Origin of the sequence: Chitinophaga sp. LS1 (assembly GCF_034274695.1) — a bacterium.
Classification (GTDB): Bacteria; Bacteroidota; Bacteroidia; order Chitinophagales; family Chitinophagaceae; genus Chitinophaga.
Window position 1 is genome coordinate 8,186,378 of record NZ_CP128362.1, and the last position, 24,755, is coordinate 8,211,132.

At 43.3% G+C, this 24,755-nt stretch carries 12 protein-coding genes; 1 reads left to right on the forward strand and 11 read right to left on the reverse strand.

What is annotated here, in order from left to right; all coding sequences use genetic code 11:
- Positions 1–2 precede the first annotated feature (2 nt).
- Genes QQL36_RS33550 through QQL36_RS33570 form a run of 5 tightly spaced genes read right to left on the reverse strand, consistent with a single transcriptional unit; the run spans position 3 to position 12,371 of the window.
- A complete protein-coding gene (locus QQL36_RS33550; RefSeq protein WP_321568260.1) occupies positions 3–1,595 on the reverse strand; it encodes a hypothetical protein in 1,593 nt (530 codons plus the stop codon).
- Between the two features lie 35 nt (positions 1,596–1,630).
- The gene (locus QQL36_RS33555; RefSeq protein ID WP_321568261.1) at positions 1,631–8,266 is read right to left on the reverse strand and encodes a DUF5977 domain-containing protein; all 6,636 of its coding nucleotides are present in this window, start codon (positions 8,264–8,266) and stop codon (positions 1,631–1,633) included.
- Between the two features lie 12 nt (positions 8,267–8,278).
- Positions 8,279–9,022 (reverse strand): hypothetical protein, encoded by a 744-nt coding sequence (locus QQL36_RS33560; RefSeq protein ID WP_321568262.1) that lies wholly within the window; start codon positions 9,020–9,022, stop codon positions 8,279–8,281.
- A gap of 4 nt (positions 9,023–9,026) precedes the next feature.
- Positions 9,027–10,115 carry a hypothetical protein gene (locus QQL36_RS33565; protein WP_321568263.1) on the reverse strand — a complete coding sequence of 363 codons (1,089 nt, stop codon included), beginning with the start codon at positions 10,113–10,115 and terminating at the stop codon, positions 9,027–9,029.
- Positions 10,116–12,371 (reverse strand): hypothetical protein, encoded by a 2,256-nt coding sequence (locus tag QQL36_RS33570; RefSeq protein ID WP_321568264.1) that lies wholly within the window; start codon positions 12,369–12,371, stop codon positions 10,116–10,118.
- A 548-nt stretch (positions 12,372–12,919) separates the two neighbouring features.
- On the opposite strand from QQL36_RS33570, the gene QQL36_RS33575 reads away from it, so the two are divergent.
- Positions 12,920–13,246 (forward strand): T9SS type A sorting domain-containing protein, encoded by a 327-nt coding sequence (locus QQL36_RS33575; protein WP_179090998.1) that lies wholly within the window; start codon positions 12,920–12,922, stop codon positions 13,244–13,246.
- Positions 13,247–13,307: 61 nt separating this feature from the next.
- On the opposite strand, the gene QQL36_RS33580 is transcribed toward QQL36_RS33575, so the two are convergent.
- The 6 genes from QQL36_RS33580 to QQL36_RS33605 all read right to left on the reverse strand — a co-directional run bounded on the left by QQL36_RS33580 (position 13,308) and on the right by QQL36_RS33605 (position 24,726).
- Complete coding sequence (locus QQL36_RS33580) at positions 13,308–14,174, reverse strand: PorP/SprF family type IX secretion system membrane protein (protein ID WP_321568265.1); 867 nt, start codon at positions 14,172–14,174, stop codon at positions 13,308–13,310.
- Between the two features lie 67 nt (positions 14,175–14,241).
- Positions 14,242–20,307 (reverse strand): Ig-like domain-containing protein, encoded by a 6,066-nt coding sequence (locus QQL36_RS33585; protein ID WP_321568266.1) that lies wholly within the window; start codon positions 20,305–20,307, stop codon positions 14,242–14,244.
- A 9-nt stretch (positions 20,308–20,316) separates the two neighbouring features.
- Positions 20,317–21,477 carry an ABC transporter substrate-binding protein gene (locus QQL36_RS33590; protein ID WP_083721435.1) on the reverse strand — a complete coding sequence of 387 codons (1,161 nt, stop codon included), beginning with the start codon at positions 21,475–21,477 and terminating at the stop codon, positions 20,317–20,319.
- A gap of 1 nt (position 21,478) precedes the next feature.
- A complete protein-coding gene (locus tag QQL36_RS33595) occupies positions 21,479–22,072 on the reverse strand; it encodes a phage tail protein (protein WP_083721436.1) in 594 nt (197 codons plus the stop codon).
- Between the two features lie 27 nt (positions 22,073–22,099).
- A complete protein-coding gene (locus tag QQL36_RS33600; RefSeq protein WP_321568267.1) occupies positions 22,100–23,188 on the reverse strand; it encodes a Gfo/Idh/MocA family oxidoreductase in 1,089 nt (362 codons plus the stop codon).
- A gap of 203 nt (positions 23,189–23,391) precedes the next feature.
- On the reverse strand, positions 23,392–24,726 hold the full coding sequence (locus QQL36_RS33605) for an MFS transporter (RefSeq protein ID WP_321568268.1): 1,335 nt from the start codon (positions 24,724–24,726) through the stop codon (positions 23,392–23,394).
- Positions 24,727–24,755: the final 29 nt, after the last annotated feature.

Here is a 24,755-nt window from a genome sequence, read left to right on the forward strand (position 1 = left end):
GGTTATTGTTTTAACAGGGCGCTCCTGCTTTCGGTGATCGTTTTAATACCTCGTTCCGTTTCCTTTTTAGTACGGATCAGGGTGCCATCATCATCGTATTCATATAGTGTGGCATAGTTATTTTCGTCAAGTTGTGCCATGAGCCTAAGGCTAACAGGGTCATAGACAAAAGACTGCATGTTGGCATTGTAAGGATGAATACGCAGATCATCCAGATATACAACCATACTATTCAATGACTGGAGGTTGACTGACAACTGGGTAGTACCCGCAGGCAGGGTAACCACCTGTTCGTATCGTTGCCAGCCTTCTATGATGGCACCTGAAAGTGTAGCGATCACCGTGGTGGAATCACTGCTGCCTTTTACTACTATACTGAGACGATTATTGGCATAGGTGTTACCGGCGCATTGCATCCCTTCTTTTATCCAGCAGCTCACTACGATCTGCTTACCTTCGATGGGTGAGAATACAGGGATCAACGCATCCTGGGTAGCTTTGACACTTTTGAGCACAGGTGTGGTAGTTGTACAAAGATTCGTACCTGTATTAAAGGTCAGACCTAAGGATGCAGTGTCAGCAGCAACCACTGTCGCACTGATACTGATCACTGAATCAGCAGGTACCTGCAAACTATATTTGCCGGTATGATGCTGACTGGTTGTCATCAAGGTTTTATACCCTGAGAAATCCAGGTTCCTGCCAGCACTACACACCTCATCACAGGCAGGTACGCCATAGAAGTAATCTTCAAATCCTTCATAGGTTGCTTCCCGATAACGCGCATTCTGCGTGGCGGCAATGATCATGGCATCCTGATAACCATACAACCCTGCATTGTACCTGCCAAGGGGATCCTTATTTTCCAGTTCCAACCCTTTACGATTGAACAAGGTTGTCTGACTATTCCATACCCAACGGGTAGTATCCTTTTGTGCCACCCACTTTTTATTACTGACTTTCCAGAAAGGAGCAAATGCTGCAACAGTACCTCCGGAGCGAAGATTCACCTGTGTGCCGGTCTGGGTTTCAGCACGGCTACCATAATAAACATAACTCTTCAACGCCCGCCAGTTGCCCGCCAGTCCATATGTATATGCATTTACACTTGTATCAGTAACAGCGCTGTAACACAGACTGGATGCCACTGTGGTGCAGGTATAACAGCTATCTACAGACAAATTAGCCACAGATGTACTGCTGGTTTTAGTATGATAAGTCACCACATCACCTGTGCCTGAACACGCATCACTGACAAGATTAGCAAACGTAACTGAGCTGGATGATCTGATATTGATCGTACAGTCTCCGATACGTGCTACGTATTTGGTACTGGTGGCATCAGCAGAAGTGGCGTAGAAATAATTATTGATATTCTTATACAGAATTGCACATTGTATATAAGACACGTCATAGCCTGCATTCCGGGCATCAGCCATGAGAGATGCCAGGATAATATGATCTGTCTCTTTTGTAAACAGACGACCGGATGCGATCACATAATCGAACAATGGTTTCAGGCACTCACAGGTACAGGATTGTCCGTACGCGTTGCTGCCAATCAGCATTATTACTATAAGGATATATTTTTTCATGTGTTATATTCAGACAGTTTAGGAAATAATGATTACTACCAGATTTCGATGGTTAACGGCGGCCCACTGATGTGATAGGTCGTTGCGGTAGTAAATGTTTGTGTATCTCCCCCATTGATAGATATATGATAAGTATAAGATGTTGTTTGCGGATTGAATGTAATATTCCACATAGCAGATGATATTGTCGTATATATACTATCCACCATTGCAAAGAGCTGTACCGTATTTGAGAATCCGGCATCTGTTGCATAGGTTACCTCTACCGGTGACGGGCTATACCCATCTTTGGCTTTTACGATCAGGTGTGTAGCATCCAGACAGGTGCCTGAATTATTAGCCTGTGTTTGTAATGAGGAGGTATCGACTGCAGCAGCCGCTTTGTTGTTGGCATCGGCTACAGATACATAAGAATAATACAAGCCTGCTGCTATGGTGACAGATACGGAGGAGCCTACATAACCCGAGTCACAATCATTCTTAGACACACTTACACTAAATGAAGTATTATATTTCCTTTTATTTCTTGACAGCAAAACATTGATCGGTGTACTGGATTGAAAAGTCTGATAGGTATCATCGCTCAGCTCATACTCTGTAGAATCCGCGGAATATGCATAACAGGTTTCCATGGCCGCCATCCTGACGGTATAGGAGCCCTCCGGAATCGCCTTACAGACAGGGAATTGAGTCACCTGTTCTCCGCCACCTACCTGGTAACTCACGCCCGTTTCGTTATTGATCGCAATCACTTCAAAGGATGGGAGGTCTTCAGAATCATCTTTCTTATATGCTGTCAGGTTACAGGTTTCTACGCAGGTACTATTCATTGCCGCGTATATTGGCCCGATGGAATCCAGTGCAGCCTGCGCGAGTGCATTGGCGGCAGCCTGACTCACTGTTGATGAATACTGATCTCTTGGTATACTATAATAAACAGGATCTGCGGAGCCACTTGTACATTCTATGGTGTAATAGCCCCCTATGCTATCATTGCCATATACATGCAGACCACAACCGCTATTATAGTCAGCATAAGTTTGCTGTATACAACTGGTCACTGAATCTACCTTCTTTACATCTGTCACTTTCCAAAACTGGCTATATTCTGTAGCACTGGCTGCTAATACGCGTGAATTTTCATCAATCACCAATGATGTACCACTTGAAATAGGGTTTTCCAACATAGCGACCTCCCCTGCTGATACCGATAAGTTTCTTCTGCCAGACCTTGTCACCTTCATCGTTACCTCTGTGCCAGTGAAAGGAGCTCCATCTTTATCTACAAAATAAATAGCAGGATCTCCTCCGCTAATGGCATTGGCATCAACTGCATATAATCTGCTCAATGCAGGCCAGGTAGCAATTTCAGGTTCACAATCCGTACCACCCGTCTTCTGCCTGGTATAAACCAGTATTTCATCACCTGCAGAGAAATAGCTAACCACCATAGCTGAGTCCAATCCTGATATTATCTTCCCCTCCTTAATAGTTACATTATCTGCTGTAGCCCCGATATTCTTATAGGCCCCACTCATCCCATCATAAATCCAGCCTGCCGGTAAAGAGAAATTGTATATCGGGTCATTAAATTCATTCTGGGTACTGGTCAGTACTACGGAGCCAGACTCCCCATCATACAACATATTCCGTGTCACGACCCTGCTGCCTTTATCAATGGCCACAACACTATCCAATAGTCCATGACGATTGACTACTTTCATGGTACCTGCTACCCTGAAGATGACTTCTTCACGTTGTGCGATATTCAACAGACTCGGAATGATTGCCCAGAAAGTACCCGCCAAAAATCCATCACTATTAATATTCAGATTGAATGACTGTGTTACAGAACGTTGTTCTCTCATACTCATCATTAGCTCCACATCCTTACCTACTGTGGCGGCTGTATCGATCACACCTTCTGCACTGATCACCTTTACCGTATTGTTCAGGTGCTTAAACGTAGCTGTTGCATCATCCGTGTGGTAATGATAATGAGTAGAGGTGATTGCATTCGTTGAATCCGCTTCTCCAAATACTGACTGTGATTTAATCTTCCCATTCATATCATTCAACTCTACTTTAAATCCCTGGCTAACCGCCATGTAATGACGGGCATTGATGCGTAGCAAATTGGCCAGTGTGGGTTTAAACCTTTTCTTATTATCACCCAGCGGGGTCATGTCTGTAATAGTGGGAAAATCATAGCTGGTATAGAAACAGGTTTCTGAATAGCCATTAGCAGAGCGTTTCAGCTTTGTATTGATGGATCGTACCTTGACCCTGCTATATCCCACTGAGGGACCAGGGAAAAAGGTTTCGCCCAATGGTCTTTCTACATAACCCGAACTGACAGGCGCCAAAACAGCTGACTGCTGTTTATACTGAATAGGTAATCGCCATGGATTTTCTTCACCCCCAATGGTAGGTTCCCAGATGGCCACCCCACTACTAATCGTTAAGCTATCTTTAGTGGTCGTATAGGTATATTCCTGGCCATATACAGCTTGTTTCTGGCTGGTCATTGCATCCCAGTTATCATAGATACTGATCCGTTTTACACGAAGTCCACCTCCATATTTCTTATAATAAGGATTGGCCAGTCGTACAAAAGAGCGGGTAGTATCAAAGGTTTTTGCCCAACCTTTAATCCGGGCGCTTTTATCAAAACCCGTGATCATTTCGGTCAGGTTAGTGACCTGCGATAAGAGCATTTTTGCACCATCCAGAGGAGTGAGATCATCACTCGTCTCTGATCCGGGGTATGCTTTGGAAGAAAGGTTCAGGCGCAGGAACTGCATCGCTGCTTTTGCTAACGGACTATACCCCCCGCTGCTGACTTCGCCGGAGCTATTGATAGCCTGTAGTTTGAACCAGATGCTATTACCATCGTTAAAGGTTCCATAGTTGCCCGGATCAAGTGTGGCATAACAGTTTACATACTCACCCCCACTCCCGAATTTATCCGTTGGCATCTTTACAAACATTTTGAAAAACAGCGTATCCATGCCTTCGAGATAACGGGTATATACCTCTTCATCAGTTATGGCCTTTGGTACATTTACACCCACATACAGATGTTCATTACTGGTACTACTACTACTGTAAAGGTTTGTTGTCAGGTTTGCCTGGGAAGGAATACCTGTGTATACACCTGCCACATGAAACATCTGTGCTGCACGCCTGTTCTGTACATAGGCATAATCATCACTTTCATAATCTACTTTCATGGTGGCTCCGGATGGGAGTTTTATCCGATCCAGTGTCCAGGCGGCCATATTCTGAGCTGCCAGTGTACTATCCTGTAATGCGTATGGATATTCAGCATTATTCAGACTACCCGGGTTTTGTGCGGCATCTTTATAATTACCCCATCTGTCATAGTTCTTAGTGGCATATGTAGGATTGTTGCTATTATAGCCAAACACATATGCATTCTTATCTGCACGTTGATTACCATTGTAGGTGAACCAAACCTTTTCAAGTGTCAGTTTGCCTTTTGTTGGCTCACTTGCATTCACACCTTTACATAAAGAGTAACTATATTGAAAGTGAACTGTTTTTATTGCCAATGCTTTTGTACCATAACTCAGGAAATCTGATTTGGAGTACACCTTGATAGAGTCCAGTTTCTTGTGCTGGCCTATTGCCTGCAGGTTTCCATCCTCATCCATGCCCGGCATGTCTTCCCTGTTGCTCACCCAGAAGGTAGCTATCATATTTTTTGACTCTATGGAGTTGAGGTACCACAATTCTTTCTCACCATATACATAACTTCCTTTATCATCCCTGTTGTCGGTCAATAAATAGGGGTTATAGGTCGCCTTATTTGAATAAGGAGTACGCCATCTTTCCGGGTTGTTCTTATCTGCCACCTTCGAATAATTGAACTTGATGGCATCGCCCCTGTCATCGGGTGTAATGCCATCTCCGGTGAGATCTACATAATCCGGGCTCAGGATACCTGTAAGCAGGAAGGAATGAGGATATGCGGGCGTTTCTTCTTTACTGAGGTAGTTATCAATACCATTTCTGTTAGCAGTGGTATTGTCTTTTCCTGGAATGTAACCAACCAGCCCTTCAGCGATACTACCACTATCTGTATTCACAGAAAAAGAAACATCTTTTTGCAAAAAATTATATACTGGGATACCGTATATGTAACGGCGCCCATCAGCATTCAGTACATCGATCTCAGAGAAGTGATTGCTCTTCCTGAAAGTATTGACACGCTTTTCTCTTGCGATAGCACCATCCTCAATTTGGAAAGTATCTTTTGCAGGTGTGAGATATAGATTTGGTTTAGGAACAAACTGATTGGGTAATCCGGCATATTTCCATTGTAATTTCGCTACACCGCGCTCGTCTTTCTGGTAATACTCCATTTTGATAGTATACGTCTCACCAGCTACCAGGTTAAGTACAGCAGAATCCGCCTTACTATCAGGATGATCTGTCCACCTTTGAAACACGAGAGAATCATTTATGTATAACCTGATACCATCATCACTGCGTGTAGAAACAACATATCTACCGGTCACGTCTGTCTTTAATCTCCCGGTCCAGCGCACAGAAAAATTATGCCTGATCGTAGATATGCCTTCAGGCTTATTTACATTGATCTCTGTAAGGTTAGCAAAGTTCACCACAGTATCTGTTCTGCTAAAAAGGAAAGATTTAAAATTGCGTCCACTGTAGTAATCACCTCTTAAGCCCTGCATGCTATCTGTGAGGTCAGAAGGATAAGTAACATCGCAACTTTGCAGTGGGAAAGTATTTACCGCATAGTTGTCTATATATTGTGAAAGTCCTGCAGTCGTTGCTTCTTCAGCGGTGAGATAAGAAATGACCTGTGTACGTTTATCACGTTTCATTCTACCCGCCGTTTCACTGGTCACGGTTACAAAACTATCTTTTGAAAAAGCTTTGTATCTGTCCAGGATATTGAGGGCGTACATTCGTGCACTACTGCTACTAAGGTGTTGCAGACGGGTAGTGACTACTTCATCACCTCCAAGAGCATCATACCAATCTTTATCATTCACGGTTGTTTCTCCCGGGTTACGGAAATAAGCTGCTTCATATAAACCCGTTGAACTTTTAAAAGGAACTTCCAATGCCATATAGTTACGGGCTGTCCATGGATTTACTTCAGTGCTGGCACGTACCAGGTTGAAATCACCACCCCAATGGAAGGATTGCCCAAAACCCAGGTCCACATTTCCACTGGTAGAACCATCTTTGGTTTTCATTTGGTGATCATACACATAACCGATATCTCCCCTGTATGCACGGAACATACCACCTGTTCCTTCACCTGTAATAGAAAATACATCATAGGTATAAGCAGGAATACCAATAGTAGGTATAGCAGGCTTTTCCCTGTAGGGCATTTCCTTTTCTATATTATAATCCAGCAGGGAAGCGGGCTTTTCATTTGCATCCTGGTAATTGAGGTAACCAAATGCGGGCAGAGAGAGCGAAGTATCTTCATCTGCTATATATTGTTTGGAATGGCTATATTCCCCCTTTATAAATGGATGGTATGCAATAGTCGTAGTACCTATCTTCGCAGAAAAACTATAAGCAGAACCTGTATATGGCATCGTGATCGTAGGCATGTAAGCAGGTTTGGCAAATGAAATGCTGGTTCCGAATACACCCGATGATGAAGGGTTTCTATAGTTAGCATCTACTTTACTTTTCTGCATAACCTGGTATAAACGGGTACCTACTGATAGCTGCAGGTCTTTCAAACCAGCGCGCGTATTGTAGGAAGCTGAGACAGATGCCGAGGTGGATGCTGATTTTGACTCTAAATCACCATCCTTCGCGCTGACACTTTCAAAAAGGGAAACCCCGGCAGTGAGACCATCAGTGGAACTATTTGTCAATGACAACCCTCCTGATAACCCGGGGAACGTTTTGGAACCAGCATTCAACCCGGCGGAGAGGGAAGATTCAATACCATATCCCTTATAGTTATTATGTGTGAAACCTAGACCAAATGAAATGGTACCAATGGAACTATCACTTGACTGCGTCGTCTCTGAGGGTTTACCAAAGAGTTCATAACCTACCTCCAGGTTCACTCCCCATGTTTGTGTAGGCTTAATATATTGGACTTTACGAATACTATCTTTGCCATCAAAATCGTCAGGGATACCTCTCAGGTTACGTGTGATCGTACCTGGATTAATATTCCATCCAAGTCCTACCCAGCTGGGTTCCTGATCCATGGAGATACCGCTATTGTAACCAAGGGCAATCGGATATCCGCCTACATCCAGCAGGGGGATTGAATAAGAGAAATCTCCGGAGAACAGGTCGACCATATTGTCGCTGCTCACAGAGGTGAAGGCCTGCATTTCAGGTTGACCCGGTCCGCCTATCCTGGCAGTAGCAGTCGTCGACACATTATTGGTAACAGGCAGGAGGCCATTATTGGTACCTGGAGGGAGGGCCTTATAAGTACCAGGCGTAACAGCCTTATAAATAGCCGGCACTTTATGAATTGAGGGGTTGACAACCACTCCATTTATTCCTTTCATCGGAAAGCTTTTTGCAGCAGCCAATGAATAAGCAGGAATGACTGTTTGAATGTATAGTAGGGCCAGCATCGTAATGGCAAATGCCTTCTTCCCCTTTGCAGCTAAATCCAGTATCATATTTATTTAGATTTATTGCAGGCCTGGTGAGCCAACAAAAATGGTATAATCTTCATAGGCAGATGCTACTTTGAATTCGGCACCTGCTTTAAAAAAATAATTACGCTCATCGAACAGTCGCAGGTTCTTTTTCAATTCCCTGTAACCAGTAAAGGTGGCTTTTACAAAAGCATATTCCTCATATTTATCCGGCACATCTCCCTGTGATTGTTCATCCATCAATAAGGATGTGCGGATAATATATTCCATGGAAATCAGCCTTTGTGCAGCGGTATCCAGAGTGATATTAAGCTGCTTGCAGGTCCCCCCGGAGGGAAAACTGATAAGCACCTTCACCTGACTTTTATTCCTGCTAAATGAGCAGGTATTATTGTGAGCACTGTCCAGAAATGACAGCATCTGTTGCATGGGGTTCGTACCTACTTCACCTGGTGTACTGCTGGCGAGATACATCACCTTATCTTCTTTGAAGAGGACGATATTGTACTTGCTATTGTGGATGGTTTCTGTGCTATCCAATATACTGTGGTAGTTAGTCCCATCTATTTCAACAGTACCCCGCATACTATCCAGCAAGGTTGCTGGTGTATGTTCATTCGCATAGGTATACAGTATATAATAGCTTGTGGGAACTGTAATAATCCTGTCCTGCACCTGTCGTACCAACTGCATGACTTTGGCAATCGCAGCAGTATCCTGTGCACATACGGGGCAGGAACAGATAGCCATTATTATCAATAGAATTATTCGTCTCATTTCTTTACTTTTTTTGATAATAGAATTTCATCTGCCATTTTTCACGACGTCTATTTTGCAGCCGGAACAGGTATGATTGTCCACTGGAAATATTTTTATCACTACCAAAATCAACTTCTAACAGGTTCATACCTGGCTTAACGGAGAGCGTACCTGTTTTTACAATCTTCTGGGAAGCATTGAGGGAAACAATTTCATAAATAACGATGCTATCATTTGCATCATTTGTGTAACCACATTGAAATGCACCCGAACAGTTAATGGCAGAACCATCTATTTCCTTTTTCAATTGCACATATGCATATTTCACAGCCGCTACAGTATCAGTAGTAACAGGTTTGATTTTAAATGTCCAGACATCTGTTTGTGCAGAGAAAGTATTTCCATTGTTTGCCGTCACCGTCCAGGCATATGTTTTAGAAGTATCCAGTGTTACTGCTGATACCGGATAGTTCAGGAACAAATCTTTATAGTACACACTCCGGTATACAGGGATATTTGCTTGTATGGCTTCAGCAGCAGATTGTCCTGTGTGTAGTTCAACGATGGTAAATGTATAATTCAGGTCACTATAGATGGTGATAGGGGTCGGAGGCAACCAGGTAAACTGTGGCAGGTTGCCTTCCACGACACTTTCATCTGCAGGACTATTTAATAATGGTGGACTTACCGGCTCTACCGTGAAGGGTAAACAATCTTCTGCCAGCAGAGTATTCACTTCGCCTGATTCCTGGAATAAACTGTAACAGGCAATATAATTCCCGGCAGTGAGCAGACCATTTGCATTCCTATCTGCCGCAACAGAAAGATATTCATAGGTTACAGGAGAGACATCGCCTGCCTGTAGCTGTTTTGCCCCTTTATTCAGCAAAATGGAACGGGATACTCCTGTTAATACCGGTTGATTCGTTTCTGCATCTGTGATACGTAATTCAACAAACACATTCATGGAAGAAGATGCCGATACCAACAGGATATTCCATAACTGCGCTTTTTGTAGTACGCCTGTCGGGGGTAACTGCACCGTCATACTGACCTGTGCATTGGTTTGAATGGATAGCCATAATAATGCTATAATGATGTAGTTTTTCATTTAAAAGGTTTTTGTATAGGTGAGCCTTCCTGTATTATTTGAAACCAGCTTCTTTTCTGTGCCGGGAATGAATCCTTTGTCTGCCATCATTTCCAGTTGTCCCAGGTAGGGAATCATCACCCTGAAATTGCCTGTATATCCTACTTTACTGAGGTCATACACAGATTGATAACTATACTTCAATCCTCCTCCTATTTCCAGCCATTTAAATGCTTTGAACTGTACACTGCCATTTGCACCGTATAGATCGTATTCCCCATTCATGGCAGCAGAACCGGTGCTTTGTACAGTAAAGCGCCCGAGGAACATCGTATGGTTGAGAAGTATGCTATTTGTATTGTAATAGACATAACTACTGTCATCCATCTTATTATAAAACCTGGTATATGAGAGCAGGGTATTCATCATGATTCTTTTTATTTTGTAGAAGTGGCTGACAGTGCCTACCATGGTATAGAAGGTATTCTCGATATAGGAACCGTCGCTCAGCTTTGTGAGCTGAGAGCTGGGGTAATAACCCAGGCTGAATACAGGGAAATGTTTAATACTCAATGTAGCCTGGATAGTTTTGTAAATAGTGTTACTCTGATAGTTAGCCTGTTGGTAAGAGGTGTTATAATCATTACGACGCACGGATGCAGTGATCATCAACTTCTTTTTAAAGAAAGGCTGATCCACACGTACAGACCAGGCGATTTGTTTAGCGCCTGTGGTATATAAACTAAAAGACTGGAAACCGGCCCCCAATACCTTGTATACACCTGTCAGTTTTGTGTGGGTTTTAGTGATCAAACCATTGGCAGATAATGAATACGCCAGGTTGCGATGTTCACTAAACCTCAGCATGCTTCTGACCTTGGTATCATCGTCAGTGATCTGGTAATAAGGCAGCGACGATTTAGCCACTTCCCCCGTCACGTAAACGTTCTTACTGATCTGCCAACGGCTTTCTACAGCCATCCCCATTATATTATAATCAGGCGTGGTACTGTCAGTACCGGTACGCTGATTATAGAGTTGTTTCTTTCCTCTGAAAAAAGAAACATAAAGGTGATTACCTTCTTTCATTCCATAGCCACCTCTGATCATAGTAAGGTATTGACCAGGCGAGCCATTGTATACCACATAATTCCGGAAACGGTAGTCAATCGTACCTGCTGCAAATGCCACGTAATATCTGGGGTTATACTCAACCTGTATACCCTGGATACTGATGGATTTGGCGGTGAGTTCAGAATAATCAGCAAGGGCACGACCTATTGAAAGCTTACGAATAGCCAGCAATGTTTTATAGCCTTTGGGCAGAACGGAATCCGGAAGATTCATACTATTTAGTTGTGCGGAGAGTTCCGCATTATTCCGGCTAGCTGATATCTTTTGCACCATATCACCTTTTAAATTCCCTACCTGTAACTGATGCGCATGATAACTACTATCCATTTGCTGCCATCTTTTTTGCAGACTGTCAAGCTGTTGTTGCCTGGCAGTATATTGCGATTCAATACTGGTATCGGAGAGTAGTCTATTACTACAAGGCTCTCTGATACCAGCCTTGTAGCGTAAATTAATACTGGGTATAGATGGGATAACAGGAATTCCTGACAAAGAATCATTGTGTTTACCATATAATTCTTTTTCCTTTGCTTCCACCAGTCGTTGTAAAACAGCCGGAGAAGATAACCAGCTTTTCAACTGGCTGAGTTCTTTTTCCTTTGCATCCAGCAGGGCTTTCTCATCCATTAATTCCTTTAATTGTTTGATACGGGATACATCCCAGCTCTTTAATTTTTGAATTAACAGGTTACGAAAGTCGCGGTTGGTATATTGTATACTAAATCCTGTGATGTTACGGAACAGTGATGAGTTACCTTGTGTAGTAGAAAAGGTGACATGAACAGGATATTGATCGCGGATTGTAAGATCCATCCATGTAGACAAGGTATGCTGATACACATCTTTCTGCTGATATGGCGTATCAATTTTCCCCTGGTAGTAATAATCATACATCACATTGCCATGTACTACCAGGAAAGGTTTGTGGGGTGGTTGATGCCATACTCCAGTATCATAAAGTTTGTCGGGGAATACGGGGATCATGCGTATATTATTCCCTGTATCCGCTGCAAGCAGATAAGAGACTTGTCCTGATGATTGTCGTATGCCGCGGGGAAAAACAACAATAGTGCCTTTACCGGGAGCGCCGGGAAGGGTGGTACTGCGTTGCAACTGTGCATAAGTATTCATGCCCCTCATCATGAGGAGAATTAATATAAAACAATGATTCTTCAACCTGTATTAAACAGTTGGTAATAAAATAGGTAAAGGCTCAGTATTATGATCTATAATACAGCTCTATCAGGGTTGGTATTGTCCATTAACAAGTAAAGTAAATTAATTACATAAGGAAACGTTTATCTGTTCGCGTTAAAATATAAGGGAAACAAGTAGTTAACGATAGGCTAAATTGGCAAAAACAAAATTAGTCAAATAATGAGTTATACAAAATAAATTAAAATATGGAAATTGCCAATTGAGCGATAAGAATCAGGGGTTCATAGTCATCAGTATTTTACATCATATATTTGGTGGATGGAAGAAGTTTCAGAGGTGTATGCAGATCAAAAAAAAAATTCGGGGAAAATATACCTATGTGCAAAAATCTGTTGGACCATAATCTATGACATTTAGCATTAAAAAGAACTTCTGACATCCACCTATATTTTTATTGTAATAACGACCCGGTTCCCTCACTTCCGCAGTAAATGAATATTCTTCGATTACACACTCAGTCAAAATTAGAAAGAATGATGAGTTGCCAGCCTTCAATTTTGGCTATTCAATCTTTCCGGCAGGAAGCAGACATGATTGAAGTATCAGCTTATCCAAACCCGGTAAGTGACGTATTGTATTTTGATCTAAAACATAAAATGGGTAATTATACTGATAAAGTTGTCCGGGCTGCTACGCTTACGAATTTGGAGGGACAATTGCTATATCAGAAATTATTTACCAAAGGAGATGAATATCGTATTAATATTCCAGTAGCACTGAGGGGCATGTTTATTTTGAAATTAACAGACAACGATGGTGAAATACATACAAAGAAAATACTGATCAATAAAGAACTATAGAATATGGATGCTTAACCCCTTTTTATTGAAATGCCGGTTCCTTTCGGAACCGGCTTTATAGTTACTTAAAGAGCTGTATCGTTGCGCCTATCTCAAAGGCGCCATCTACATAAGTCTTTATCCCTCCCGTCTGCGTTGTATACATTGCCTGTACCGACACCATTTGCCACGCTTTTACACCTATTCCCGCCGTCACACTTTTGGATGAATGATACATCGCCATTATATTCGCCACATTATTCAGGAAACTGACATTCAAACCCGCATCCAGGATATTATCATATCCCTTTACACCTCTATACACCAGTTTTGGTTCAATAGATGTGACCTCATCACTCTCTGGCAGGAACTTATAAGACACCGCCGTAAAGAAGAGGCCACCGCCGTCGGCACCCAGGTTATTACCTGTAAACAGGTTACGTACATTCGGTAATGCCGCTTGTACATTCAGGTGCTTATCCGTATATCCCATTCCAAACTCCGCTTCAAAATAGTTATCCCTGCGATTAAATCCACTAATGGAAGGGTCATTTGAATCACCGTCTACTGCCTTTACATCCAGACGTTGTACATTCCACACAGCAGATAAACCAAAATGCAACTGCTGCTCCTCTAACCCTAATGGGATACGATAGGCATACGTCATCGCAACACGGGTACGATCTATCAATCCAGCTTTATCGCTCATCACCTGTGCACCTACCCCTACCCTGCTATTCACCTGCCAATCGCCGGAGGCAAAGGCTGTGACCGGGGCACCGGGCATACCGCCCAACTGACGACGATAGGCAGCATTGAGACGCATGCCTTGTTCCAGACCAGCCATGGCCGGGTTGGCCAGGTACTGGTTCTGGAAATATTGTGTGCCGGAGGGTTCCAGCAATGATTGAGAATTCCCTAAGGACTGTGCCTTACTTTCATTGGCCATGCATAGACCTCCAAGTAAGAATAAGCATATATACTTTTGTAAGCTCATCACCTAATTGTTAATGGGATCAATGCTGGTCCCTGATGATTGTAATAAAGCCTTTAGCAGGTGTGTTATAACCGTCTGCTTTCAGGATATAATAATAAGTGCCTTCTGCCAGCGGACTACCATTGTAAGTACCATTCCATTCATTGCTGTAATTCTTTTGATGATATACAACACGACCGGTACGGTCATAGATAGTCAGGTCATTGTTTGGATAACGGCTCAGGTCATTAATGATCCATTTATCATTCTTGCCATCGCCATTTGGCGTAAGCAGGTTGATCGCATCTATTTTAAATTCATTCACTACTGTGATCGTCACCGCTCCTTCATTGATACAACCATTATTATCAGTTACGGTCACTGTGTATACAGTGTTCTCTACAGGCTTGATTTGCAGGGTTGCTGTTTGCTGACCGTCTACAACACCGCCGGCATTTGACCATTCATAACTGACACCGCCAGTAGCAGTGAGATTCATGGCTGTTCCTCTGGAGATCACGGTATCCTGATCGGCTGTGATGATGACTGTTGGCAATGCATTTACCTTGATGGCAAATGTGCTGACCAGCGTATCTACACCACCATAGACAGTACCACCATTATCCTTCACTGTTACGGTTACATTGACTGTACCGCTGATGTTTGGTTGCAGGTGGTATATAATCAGACCATTTGCATTTATTGCCAGAGAAGTAAAGAATGGTTGGTCAGCGCTTACGGTGTAGCTCAGGGTTTGTCCGTCTTCTACAGCAGAAGCGCCGGTTGTCTGAACTGTCTGTACAGTTGTGATATCACATACTTCCTGATCAGCAATAACGTCCAGTGTCGGTGCCTGGTTTACCTGACCTACCTGAATGGTAAAGGATCTTTCAGTGTATAAACCATTTGCCAGTGTGGCACGTATGCTGACATTGTAAGTGTTCCTCATAGCATAATCCAGTATGGCGTTGGTCAACAGCTGGTTTCCTGAAATCGAGAAGAATGCATTGTCAGCGCCGCCTGCAACTAAGGTATAAGTATATACAGGATCTGGTTCCGCTGTTACACCAGATAGGTGACCTACGAGTGTTCCCACAGGTGTGTTTTCAACAATGATCTGGTTATCCAGGCTGATGTCTGTAGGCGGTAATGGTACGTATACCACTGTTACGCCTACTGTGGTAGCATTGCTCACATTCATACCATCACTCACTGTTAGGGTCAGGGTGACGGTTGTATTGTTGTTGGCATTCAATGCAGCTTCATCTTTTACAGAGAGTACTCCGGTAGCAGCATTGATGGCAAAGGCACCGGAGGGATCACTGGTAATGGTCCAGTTTTGCAGCGTACCTGTTGTTTCAACAGCGTTGATCGTACCCACGGTGGTGCCTGCAGCACTGTATTCGTCTATACTGAATATCTGACCGGTGGTGATGACAGGAGCAGTAATATCTGATAATACAGAGATGGTATTAGAAGCAGTATTACCATTTGATCCTTTGTTCATTACTACATCTGCAGGCAGGGTCACTGTTACATTACCATCTGCGGATGGCGTGATGGTTAATGTATAAGTGATGTTATCGCTTGTTTGCAGGTTGCTGGCAGTACCGTTGATAACGGTAAAGCCAGCGGTTGTAAGACCTGTTACAGCTTCGCTAAAGGTAGCAGTCGCAGTAAAAGGCGCATTGACGTTTGTAACGGTGGCTGATAATGTCACAGTCGGATGCACTGTATAAACATATACACCTGTCGTACTACCTGCATTATTCAACGTAAGGTCTGCATTGTTAGTAAACACATCCTGAATAGTGCCTGTAAGAGCAGATAATGAAATACCATCCAGATCATTTTCTCCATCCTGAACGGTGTAGGTGAAGCTAAGGATGTTGGTGCCCGTACCACTTGTGTAAGCAGCACTCACTGTTGCACTACCGATCGTAACCGGTAATACCGGGCTTCCCGTCACATTCACTACTGAGCTGAACTGAACGGAGAAATCAAGTGTTTGTGTAGCATGGTAATAACCATTAGCCGGTACACTCACCTGCGTGATTACTGGTGCTATCGTATTTATTAATACACCAGCCGTAGAAGGTGCATTCAAAGTAAGTATACCATCATTACCAGCGGCATCTTTTATACTACCACCGTTTAATACACCTATCGCTATTCCATCCAGATCCTGATCGCCATTTACAACTGTATAAGAGAATGTTAATTCAGAGGTACCTGTACCACTGACATAATCAGCATATACTGTACTGCTACCCATTGTAATAGCAATATGTGGTGTACCTGTTACATTCACCGTTTCCCCGAAGGTGACGATGAAGTTTAATATACTACCTGATTTATAATAGCCATTCGTTGGTACAGTCACATTTGTTACAGCAGGTGCTGTCAGATCTGCAAGTGTAGTCAGGGTGTTTGAGGCAGTATTGCCATTATCTCCCTTATTCACTGCGGCATCAACAGGCAGGCTTACTGTTACATTGCCATCAGAGGATGGTGTGATTGTCAGTGTATAAGTAATATTATCAGTTGTGGTCAACGCACTTGCAGTACCATTCACTACATTAAAGTCAGCAGCAGCCAGACCTGTTACTGCTTCACTAAAAACAGCAGTAACGGTGTATGCTTCTTTTACTAATGATGCTGTGGTTGACAGTGTTACTGTTGGATGTACGGTATAAACATACACCCCGGCAGTGCTACCTGCATTATGAAGAGTAAGATCAGCATTGTTAGTATACAAATCCTGAATGATACCTGTAAGCGCAGATAATGAAATACCATCCAGGTCATTTTCACCATCCTGAACAGTATAGCTGAATGACAAAGTGTTTGTACCTGTTCCGCCAGTGTAAGCAGCATTCACAGTTGTACCACCAATTGTAACCGGCAATACCGGCGTACCTGTTACATCCACCACGAAGTTAAACTGAACGGAGAAATCAAGTGTCTGACCAGCATGATAATAACCATTCGCGGGCACACTCACCTGTGAAATAACTGGTGGGATCGTATTTACTAACACACCAGTCGTAGAAGGCGCTGTGAAAGTCAGTACCGCATCATTATCAAAACCATCTTTAATACTACCACCGCTTAATACCCCTGTTGCAATACCATCCAGATCCTGATCGCCATCTTTCACCAAATATGTGAAGGACAATATGGTAGTACCTGTACCAATAAGATAATCAGCATATACTGTACTGTTACCGATAGTAAAAGCAATATGTGGAGTACCCCTTACATTCACAGCGTCACTAAATCTTACCTGGTAGAGCAATAAGCGACCTGTAGTATAATACCCATCAGCTGGCGCAGTTACCTGCGTAATAACAGGCGCTATCGTATTCACCAGTACATCGGCAGTAGAAGGTGCATTCAATGTAAGTACCGCATCATTACCAGCCGCATCTTTAATACTACCACCACTTAATGCACCTACACCAATACCATCCAGATCCTGATCGCCATCTACAACTGTATAAGAGAATGTCAACTCGTCAGTACCTGTACCACTGATATAATCAGCATATACCGTACTGCTACCCATTGTAATAGCGATATGTGGCATACCTGTTACATTCACCACTTCACTAAATGTCGCTGTGAAGTTTAAAATGCTACCTGATTTATAATATCCATCAGCTGGCGTAATAACATTGTTAACAATAGGGGCCGTAATATCAGCCAACAGGGTAAGCGTATTGGAAACTTTATTGCCATTACTTCCGATATTCACCGCTACATCCGATGGCAAACTAACTGTTACATTGCCATCGGCAGATGGGGTGATCGTAAAGGTGTAAGTAATATTATCTATTGTAGACAAAGCAATTGCTATCCCATTCACTACTGTAATATCAGTAGCTGTCAACCCTGTTACCGCTTCGCTAAAATTAGCTGTTACTGTAAATGTGCCATTCACCAAAGCAGGCGCCAAAGTGGTCAGTACCACTGTAGGACGAATACCATTTACCTTTACACCAGTTGTAGCAGGAATGATAAAAGTAGTATTCAATACATTCCCGGCGGCATCAGTCAGGGAATTCCCATTCACCTGCAGCGGAGATACCGCTTCTATTCCGTCATTATCCAGATCTCCTTCCTGTACGGTATAATTAAATGTCCATTTGTTGGTTCCTGCACCTGATGCATATACAGCCTTCACAGTGGCACTACCAATGGTCAGATTCACATAAGGTACATCTCCTGCATTGTCAGTATTCACCACTTCACTCATATTCAATGCCAGCGTGATCACCTGCCCGATATGATAAGTAGCATCTGCAGAGAATTGTGCAGACTGAATAGTCGGTGCTGTATGGTCTATCGTCCATGAATAAGTAGCCGCCTGCCCTAAATTACCTGCCACATCTGTTGCTCTCACGCTTACTGAATGAGGGCCATCACTCAACCCATTTATCGTATAAGGAGATGTAGCCGGCAGGAAAGGACTTCCATCTATGCTGGCAGAAAACCCAGTTACATCTTCATTTGCCGTAAATGTAAATGTGGATGAATTACTGTTTGTTGGGTTCGGAGGCCCCGTTACAATAGTCACAACCGGAGCAGTCTGATCGAGATTAATAGCAGCACTTGTACCACTTACATTACCGGCAGCATCTTTCACCTGCATGTACACTTTTTGATTACCATCACCTGTTGCCAGCGTATATGATTTAGTCGCTGCAAATGTCTCATAAGCACTCCAATTACTACTATCTGCCGAGAACCGCATTTGCAGGCCAGCATTTGCATCTGTGGCTGTTTCCGACAATGTTACATTCAAAGAATTTGTAACAGCGGCTCCCCCATTAATAGCCAGTGAAATAACCGGCGCTGTCTTATCGATAATCATCACATCTCCGGTAGTAAAAGGTAAATTTGACATAGCAGGGGTAATACCTGTACCATTTACATCCAACCGGATCGTACCATCATCGGTACCTGTATATACAACTACATTATATGTTGTATTGTTTACCTTTGACACTCCTGCTATTGCGGCCCCTGTTACACCCGTAGTTGTCAGGGTAAAAGCATTTGTTCCCGGGGTCGATACATCCGTGCTAAATGTCACCGTAAAGGTAACTGTGGTTGCATTGGTTGGTGAACCCCCATTTTTCGTCACACTTACTACTGTAGGCATACCCAATCTGATCAAGCGCCCATTTCCACTCGTAAAACCATCTGCAGCATACACCACACCATTATTATTGACAGTTAACCCTGTAGGATAAGTAACCCCAGATATCGTCAAAGATGAATCCAGTATAACACCCATTGCTGTAGGATCAGTATATTTTACTACTGCAGCAACACCTTTTCTCACTGCTTCAATTGTGTACAAATTATTGTCAGCATCTGTGGCCAATGCAGAAAATTCCCTGCCCGTAGCCAGCGTAGATACTGCATAAGAGGGATATGTCAGTTTTATAATACCACCAGCCGGTTGTACTGGACTTTCCATGAAGTCTGTAAAATAAATATTCCCCTGTGTGTCTGTTGTCAGCCCCCAGGGATAAGAAGTACCTGCTGAAGGCACCGAAAGACCATCGAAAAGCCGTGTCCCACTATAGGCTTCTAAGCCGTAAGTATACCTCACAATATCAAATTTGGCCGAAGAGCTATTATACTCCATCGCCAACAGGTTGTTAAAAATATCTACTGTAATAGCTGCAAAATATCTTCCGGATTGTACCACTGTTGGTGTATACAAGCCCGCGGACAGTTTGATAATCTGGCCGGTACCTGTCTCAAAAGAATTGAGCACATACACATCGCCAAAGGCGTTAACAGCTATTCCCCATGGCTTATCACCCTGGATAGCTGTACCATGACTCAAGCCTGAATAGATCACAGTACCAGTGCCGGTGCCGCTTGTAAATTTCACTACATCATATAAATTTGTAGCGCTATTCAGCCTGGTGGTATAAATATTATTACTGGCATCTTTGGCAACAGCTGTGTAAGAACCGCCTGTTTCCAGTGTGGAAAGGATATACTGTGCCTTACCCGACAGCCAGACGGTTACAGCAACAATGATCAGGAGTAATACCCTGATACATCGTGTAAATGTATGCTTCATATAAACCTGTTAAATACAGAGAAAAGGGTTCTGCCAGCCAGAGATATTCTCTTGATGAATGATCTGTAAGCTGGCATCGTCATGACGAATTCCCTCGCCCTGGTCAAGAATAATTTTATTTATCTTTTGGGAAGTGGTATTCAGTTTTATAATGTTGGACACAGGCAATCCTAATCCGGTAGAAGGATGGAAACCTTTCTCTCCCCTGGGGCCACGGATCGTGTTCGTGCGTAGTTGTGCTTTTACTTTGTCCCAGTCGCCTTTCTGTGCATAGGGCAACAATTCTTTCCACACCAACCCTGCTTCATAACCCATCAATCCATATATATTTGCAGGCTGTTGTGCTTTGCGCTCAAATGTCTTTACGAACAGTTTATTTTCTTTTCGCTCATCTTCTTTCAGCCAGGTGAGTGCACTGTAGATTTCCAGTTCCAGGTGCCTTACATCATCCAGAATATCTTCGTAGGCCATCGTCTCCACTACTGTCAATGGAATAGTTTTACTGAAGGGGCTTTCTTTCCATGCAGCCAGAAAACGGGTACCCATATTCCCACCAAAAATAGCATGTACATAAGGAGGAGGATTCCGCTCTATTTCCGCAAAAAAACCAGTGAGGTCCATGGCATTGGTATCTGTAGGACTATTGGGTAATACAGTCACCCTCAGCTCCTGTGCACCTGCATTGAATGCCCCCTGTTGAAATGCATTTGTAAGATGATACCCGGCCTCATAAACTGGCATTACCAGATGCCCTGCATTACCAAAACGCTTTTGTGCCCAGCGACCCAGTGCATATTCTGATTGCCATATCTGATGAGATGCATAAAAGATATCCGGACTAATGGTAGCAGGATCAGGAATGAGCTCACCCATGTCAAAGAAGAAACCCAACTTACGCTGTGCTTCAACTACCGGCATGAGTGAGGACAAAGATTTATAACTGATCAACCCTGACAAGACATCGGTCTGATTAAAAAACAATAATTTCTTAGCTGCCTCAGTGGTCGTAGCCGGGCTACCACTTCTGGTGAACTCCGGCATGATCTGTAAAATTCGCTGACGTGCAGGATCCAGTCCCATTCCCAACATCCACCCGGTAATCAGGTGTGCGGAATAAAAGGGATATACACCGCTATACGGCGTCAGAAAACCAATATTCAATTGCTTCATATCAGGAACGGGAAGGGAATATTCCAGCTGTTGCAATACAGTAGTTCACCGCTAAGTAAGGCTGTATAATAGAAAATGGCTGGCTACCTCCCGCAACCATAACTGTAATCGTTCCTGAAACATCACCAGGTACCAGCGTAGCATCAGGGGAAGCAGTAGTATACCCATTCACATTAAATGTGTTTAACCCTGCACCTAAAGTTGGTAATTTAGCAGGCACCACAGTCGAACCAGGTACATTGGTAGTAGCTACACCTGTACTTGCCTTGGGTGCCGCAGTGAGTGTATGAGTGGTTGTATGTGTATGTGCAGGCATCTGATTGGTCGTAAGGGTTATTAATTCTGTTCCTCCCATTTGTCCAATATCATAATTAGAAAGCCCCTGCCCGGTTCCCATACCTACAGGTATTCTGCCACGCAAATCAGGAACAGCAAAAGTACTCATGCCATCACCTCCATAAAATGTGCCGATAAGGGAGAATAATGCCGTGTTCTGGGCAATTGAAATCAAAGCTCCATTACAAGCTAACCATCCGCCATAGGGGGTGAAGTTAAATGCAAAAGCTACGATAAGTGCCATGTAAGGGTCATTCATTGCAAGAAAAAATTATTAAAGTGTATATTAAATAAGATTACAATCAGGAAATGCAAATACCTTTCCTCCCTGCATTGCAGACTGACGACCCAATAAGCCAATCAGGCTATGAGTTGCCGCTGTATAAACAGGCAGTTGACCCTTCGGATTTTTTAAGGTATTTATCAATTCATTCAATGCCATGGCAACCGGAGAGGCAGCATGTTGTTGCAGGTGCAGTTGGTCAGCTTCCCATTGATTATCACCAACCCGCATAGCTTTTGCAAAATCGATCCAAAATACTTCCGTACCATGAATATGGGTGCCTGTTGAATATCCCTTTTCTGTTTGCAGATACACCCGCTGTCCCTGTGTAGTGGTCAGACAGATGAGTGGAATATTTCCATTCTTAATAATAGTCAATCGTTTACCTGTTTTAGGATCCACCTTATTGACAATATAGTCCCGCTGCTGTGTAGTAGCTGCGATCGTTTCAAATCGGTTGTCCTTTCCTAACAAACTTTGTAAAAATAAGGAGGGATATAACGGATATGTATCTACCTGGGGAGGCATTGCATCGTAAGGCGCACCTGCATATATTTTTTCCAGTGTACCGAAACTGATATTGGAAATTGCCTGCAGATCATGCCGGTAACTTTGCTCATCCAGGGTAAAGTAATGACGGCCAGTTTGTTGACTGGTTCTTACTATATCCCTGTGCTCTTCTACCGTTTCGCCCATCACAGGGCCACAGGCCACATGTTTACCCGCCAGCATCGCTGCTTTGGCAATCATATAATGGGTATGTGCAGGGGTGGCAATGATCACCAGGTCCAACTCATCGCTGGCCAGTAACTTTTCCCAGTCAGTGTAGACTACCGGACGATCAGATCCTTTAAATAATTGAAGACTTTCCTGTAAGGAAACATCCTCGGAATCACATATTGCTGTGATATCCAGATCTTTTTGGGGAAGTGCTGCGGTAAGATATTCTCGTCCCCAGATGCCGGTTCCGATAAACCCTGTGCGCAAACCTTTACTAACATTTTTAGAGAACAGAGACGACGGCATAACGGCCAGTACAGGCAATATATAGGCGACGTTTCTGAAAAATTCTCTCCTTCTTTGATTGTACATTTACAATGTATAGGGATGATTATTCAAATCGTTTACTTAATGGCTTTTTATAGGAATGAGGCTAAAAATCGAATTAAATTTTCCAGTTATGGTAGCACAAATGTATATATAAAATATACAAATATTAAAATATTTTTTCCAGCAAGGCAATAAAAAACCGGGACCTGCTCACGCAAATCCCGGTCAAACTTTAGGTATATGTGTCAGGCTCTCTGTTCTTTCACATTCAACACTGCCACAGCAGCTATAATCATAAATACGCCCCCCATTACCAACGCATATATAGGCTGATCGTGAAAACAATACCTGACGATGAGACCACCGAACAAGCCATTCACAATCTGTGGGAATGTGATAAAGAAATTAAAGATACCCATGTATACCCCCGTCTTATGCGGAGGTATCACACCTGATAGGATAGCATAAGGCGTTGATAAAATGCTTCCCCATGCAAAACCAATACCGATCATAGGCAGTACCAGCAAGTCTGGAGATTGTATAAAAAAGATGGAGATCAGTGATACCCCTCCTGCTATCAAAGAGAAGGCATGTGTAACTCTCCTGTTTGTTTTACGCGCTATTGTAGGCAGGATCAGTGAATACACCGCTGATACCGCGCTATAAATACTGAATAAGAAACCTACTTTATTACCCGCATCTGCATAACCTGATGATGATGTATCACCCGGCATTACTTTATAGATATGCTGGGCCACTGCTGGTGTGGTAAACACCCACATAGAGAACAAGGCAAACCATGAACAAAACTGTACCAATCCTAACTGCCGCATTGCCGATGGCATGGCTGCAAAGTCTTTTGCGATTGTTCCCAATCCGGATGACACAGGTGTTTCCTCCGAAGGAGGATTAAACAGTGCAAACTCCTCCGGACTATACTCCCTGCTCATAAAAACAGACCAGAGGATCGTCGCTATTAACACCACCGCACCTATGTAAAAAGAATAAATCACATTGTTTGGCACCACACCCGGTGCCGCTACTTTTGATACACCAGCATACTCCGCCAGCAAATAAGGCAATGAAGAACCCAATACTGCCCCCGCCCCTATCAGGAAGGTTTGTACTGAAAAGCCCATACTCCGCTGCTCATCTGGTAAATTATCGGAAACAAGCGCACGGAAAGGCTCCATGGCAACATTGATACTTGCATCCATCAATGTGAGCATCCCTGCTCCTATCAGCATAGGAGGCAACAGGTAAGCCAGCATCGACGAATTTGGTAACAGTATCAGCGCCAAAGCCGTCAACAACGCACCTACAAGAAAGTAAGGACGACGGCGCCCCAACCTGTTCCACGTACGATCACTATAATGCCCGATAATAGGCTGTACGATCATTCCGGTCACCGGTGCGGCTAACCAGAATAGGGATAAATGTTCTACCTCTGCGCCATAGGTCTGCAGAATACGGGATGCATTTCCATTCTGTAATGCAAAACCAAACTGTATTCCGAAAAACCCCATGCTCATGTTCCAGATCCTTGCCGCAGATAAGCGTGGCTTTGTCATGCCTTTCATGGAATTCTTTTTTTTCTGAAAACGATTTC

Excerpts from the sequence above, each read along its gene's own strand:
- QQL36_RS33560 (WP_321568262.1), bottom strand. The coding sequence starts at position 9,022 with ATGAGACGAATAATTCTATTGATAATAATGGCTATCTGTTCCTGCCCC.
- QQL36_RS33550 (WP_321568260.1), bottom strand. The coding sequence starts at position 1,595 with ATGAAAAAATATATCCTTATAGTAATAATGCTGATTGGCAGCAACGCG.
- QQL36_RS33565 (WP_321568263.1), bottom strand. The coding sequence starts at position 10,115 with ATGAAAAACTACATCATTATAGCATTATTATGGCTATCCATTCAAACC.
- QQL36_RS33575 (WP_179090998.1), top strand. The coding sequence starts at position 12,920 with ATGATGAGTTGCCAGCCTTCAATTTTGGCTATTCAATCTTTCCGGCAG.
- QQL36_RS33605 (WP_321568268.1), bottom strand. The coding sequence starts at position 24,726 with ATGAAAGGCATGACAAAGCCACGCTTATCTGCGGCAAGGATCTGGAAC.
- QQL36_RS33555 (WP_321568261.1), bottom strand. The coding sequence starts at position 8,266 with ATGATACTGGATTTAGCTGCAAAGGGGAAGAAGGCATTTGCCATTACG.
- QQL36_RS33595 (WP_083721436.1), bottom strand. The coding sequence starts at position 22,072 with ATGAATGACCCTTACATGGCACTTATCGTAGCTTTTGCATTTAACTTC.
- QQL36_RS33580 (WP_321568265.1), bottom strand. The coding sequence starts at position 14,174 with ATGGCCAATGAAAGTAAGGCACAGTCCTTAGGGAATTCTCAATCATTG.
- QQL36_RS33600 (WP_321568267.1), bottom strand. The coding sequence starts at position 23,188 with ATGTACAATCAAAGAAGGAGAGAATTTTTCAGAAACGTCGCCTATATA.
- QQL36_RS33590 (WP_083721435.1), bottom strand. The coding sequence starts at position 21,477 with ATGAAGCAATTGAATATTGGTTTTCTGACGCCGTATAGCGGTGTATAT.
- QQL36_RS33570 (WP_321568264.1), bottom strand. The coding sequence starts at position 12,371 with ATGATGAGGGGCATGAATACTTATGCACAGTTGCAACGCAGTACCACC.
- QQL36_RS33585 (WP_321568266.1), bottom strand. The coding sequence starts at position 20,307 with ATGAAGCATACATTTACACGATGTATCAGGGTATTACTCCTGATCATT.